Genomic DNA, 2,505 nt, shown 5'->3' on the forward strand with positions numbered 1-2,505 from the left:
TATATTATAAATTAATTTTTTAATTATGTCAACGTTTTCTTATCTTGTTTTTAAAATTTAAATATTCATTCTAATAGTGATGAAACTTAAATAATCCAAGCATTCACAACATGAAACAAAAATGGTTCATCTAAATCTGTTGGATCTATATTCATAACAGATATCGATGAACCATATCTACTAATCCTATTAAATTTTCCTTATATCTTTTACAACGCTATTCTAAAATTACAATTCAAAATCTATTCTATCTAATTTATCACTGATTTCTTCAGGTAATAAACCTACATTATACATTTCTCTGACAAGGAAAAGAAATTCAGGTGATAAATTTTCATATGCTCTCCCTATGTTTTATTTGCAGTTCTACAAATATAATAAAATATTTTCATCTTTCAATTATTCAAGGATTTGGCTCATAATCTCTGCAACACCTTCCTTTTTTTTTCTATATTTGTTAATATGTTCTTCAACCTCTTCAAATTTATTCGCCTTAATTTCTTCTGCTGTAAGCACTAGAGATTGAAGAAACATCACAATATAGTTATAGTCAATTTGCTCAGTCTGAATGGTTTATATCTAATATTCAACATCGATTGGAGCTATATCATCATCACCATCATCAGCATTCGTACGTTTCAGCTCATCGATAATATTATGATAATTTTCTAGATAGTTTTCAAACTCCTCATCTGTAATCACTCCCATGATTTCAATCGCCTGCATTTCATAATATTCACTATATACCTTAATCGCAGAAAATGCTTGAATCAAATTATGTGGAGCCATTGGACTTCTGTTAATGAATAGGGTTGAAAGAATTGGAGCATCAAATCCTGTCAACAACCTATCTATAACAATTACAATGTCCAGTTATTCTGACCTGGACTTGTATTTAGGCATTTTTCTTTGCAGTCTATTATTTAAATCCCTATTATATCCTCTTTCAGTTTCCAAGCTGAAATATTCTCAATATATGTAGCCTCTGCATACGGATTATCAAAGAAATAAAACTTAAGATTTTGTATATGAATTAAATCTGTAACCGTATAGAAAGAATTTGGTAAAAATAATACCCAAGCTAATATATCTAATATTTTTAACCATTTTCTATTTGTTTTTTCTTCAAATATATATAGGAATAATTGCTAGCATCATATTCCATATTAAAAATATATGTAGAAGATTTATAGAAAACCAAAAAGTTGTAACTGAAAATACCCCAATTAATATAGTGACTAATTATTCTCTTCTTATATTCATAAAATCTACACTTAATATGATTTTATCAATCATTATTTTTATAATTATATAACTTATAAGATGATAATATCATATATTTTCTTAATTTTGTTACTTTATATTTTGAAAGATTTTCTCTATTTTTCTTTAATTCATCTTAATTAATAAATAAAGATTGAAAAAACTAGTTTTTTTTTATAGTATAAATCCATACTTTATATATACAAATTAGTATCGAAGGTAAGCTTTAAGCAAATTTATTTTGATTGGAAAATATATTGCATTGAAGGGGCTGATGGGACCGGAAAAATAACTATATTATATAATGTTGAAAAATTATTAATAGAAAATAATATTGATTTTATAATTACTAGAGAACCTGGTAGAACAAAAATTTCTGAAAAAATAAGAGAAATTTTATTGTCAAATGACAATTCTGAAATGTCTGCTAGAACCGAAGCATTACTTTATTCAGCTTCAAGAGCTCAACATGTAGATAAGCTTATCCTTCCAAATTTACAAAAAGGTAAACTAGTTATAAGTGATAGATATGTTATAAGCTCTCTAGCTTATCAAAGTTTTGGTAGAGATTTAAGTTATGATAAAGTAAAAGAAATCAATGATTTTGCTACAGATAATCTATCCCCAGATTACACATTCTTTTCAATATAGATCATATTACGGTATTAAAAAGAAATAATTTTGTAACTGATAGATTAGAAAATGAATCAAACTCTTATCACAATAAGGTATATAATGGATACCAAGAAATTTTAAAAAGAAATAAAGATAATTTAATTATAATAGACGATTCTAAATCTAATGAAGAAGTTACCGAACAAACAATAAGTAAATTGAAAACATTATTAAATATTGATTAACTCAAAATTTTACTAAATTATTTAATATTTTCAAATAGCAAAAAGACCACAACTTAAGTTGTGGTCTTTTTCATCCAAAATTATTGTTCATTTTTATTTTTCTTTTTTGAAACATATAATAAAACAACTACTGCAATAAGTGCAACTACACCTATATACATAACTCCATCATCTCCAGTTCTAGGATTTGATGCATTATTTGATTCAGGTTTCTTATTGTCTGGTTTATTTGGATTTTCTTTTCCTGGTTTACCTGGTTCTTGTTCTCTTGGTGTTTCAGGAGTTTTTTCACCTGGTGTTTCTGGATCTTTTGGTTCTTCTTCCCTTGGAGTTTCTTCACCTGGTGTTTCTGGGGCTTTTGGTTCTTCTTCCCTTGGAGTTT

The 2,505-nt window shown here is 26.6% G+C and carries 4 protein-coding genes; 1 reads left to right on the forward strand and 3 read right to left on the reverse strand.

The features are described 5' to 3' along the window. Nucleotides 1-579: 579 nt before the first annotated feature. Nucleotides 580-873, reverse strand: a complete 294-nt coding sequence (locus HMPREF9709_RS10150) for a type I restriction endonuclease subunit R, EcoR124 family (RefSeq protein WP_425357313.1) — start codon at nucleotides 871-873, stop codon at nucleotides 580-582. Between the two features lie 50 nt (nucleotides 874-923). Beyond that, nucleotides 924-1,133 (reverse strand): DUF1361 domain-containing protein, encoded by a 210-nt coding sequence (locus HMPREF9709_RS10435; RefSeq protein WP_083831407.1) that lies wholly within the window; start codon nucleotides 1,131-1,133, stop codon nucleotides 924-926. A gap of 424 nt (nucleotides 1,134-1,557) precedes the next feature. Here HMPREF9709_RS10435 and tmk point away from each other — a divergent pair, with 424 nt between their 5' ends. Continuing rightward, nucleotides 1,558-1,914 carry a dTMP kinase gene (gene tmk / locus HMPREF9709_RS10365; RefSeq protein WP_311200950.1) on the forward strand — a complete coding sequence of 119 codons (357 nt, stop codon included), beginning with the start codon at nucleotides 1,558-1,560 and terminating at the stop codon, nucleotides 1,912-1,914. Nucleotides 1,915-2,203: 289 nt separating this feature from the next. On the opposite strand, the gene HMPREF9709_RS10085 is transcribed toward tmk, so the two are convergent. After that, nucleotides 2,204-2,505: LPXTG cell wall anchor domain-containing protein (locus tag HMPREF9709_RS10085; RefSeq protein ID WP_005398965.1), on the reverse strand; the 302-nt coding region annotated here is incomplete at its 5' end.

Origin of the sequence: Helcococcus kunzii ATCC 51366, assembly GCF_000245755.1 — a bacterium.
In the GTDB taxonomy this organism is placed as follows: Bacteria; Bacillota; Clostridia; order Tissierellales; family Peptoniphilaceae; genus Helcococcus; species Helcococcus kunzii.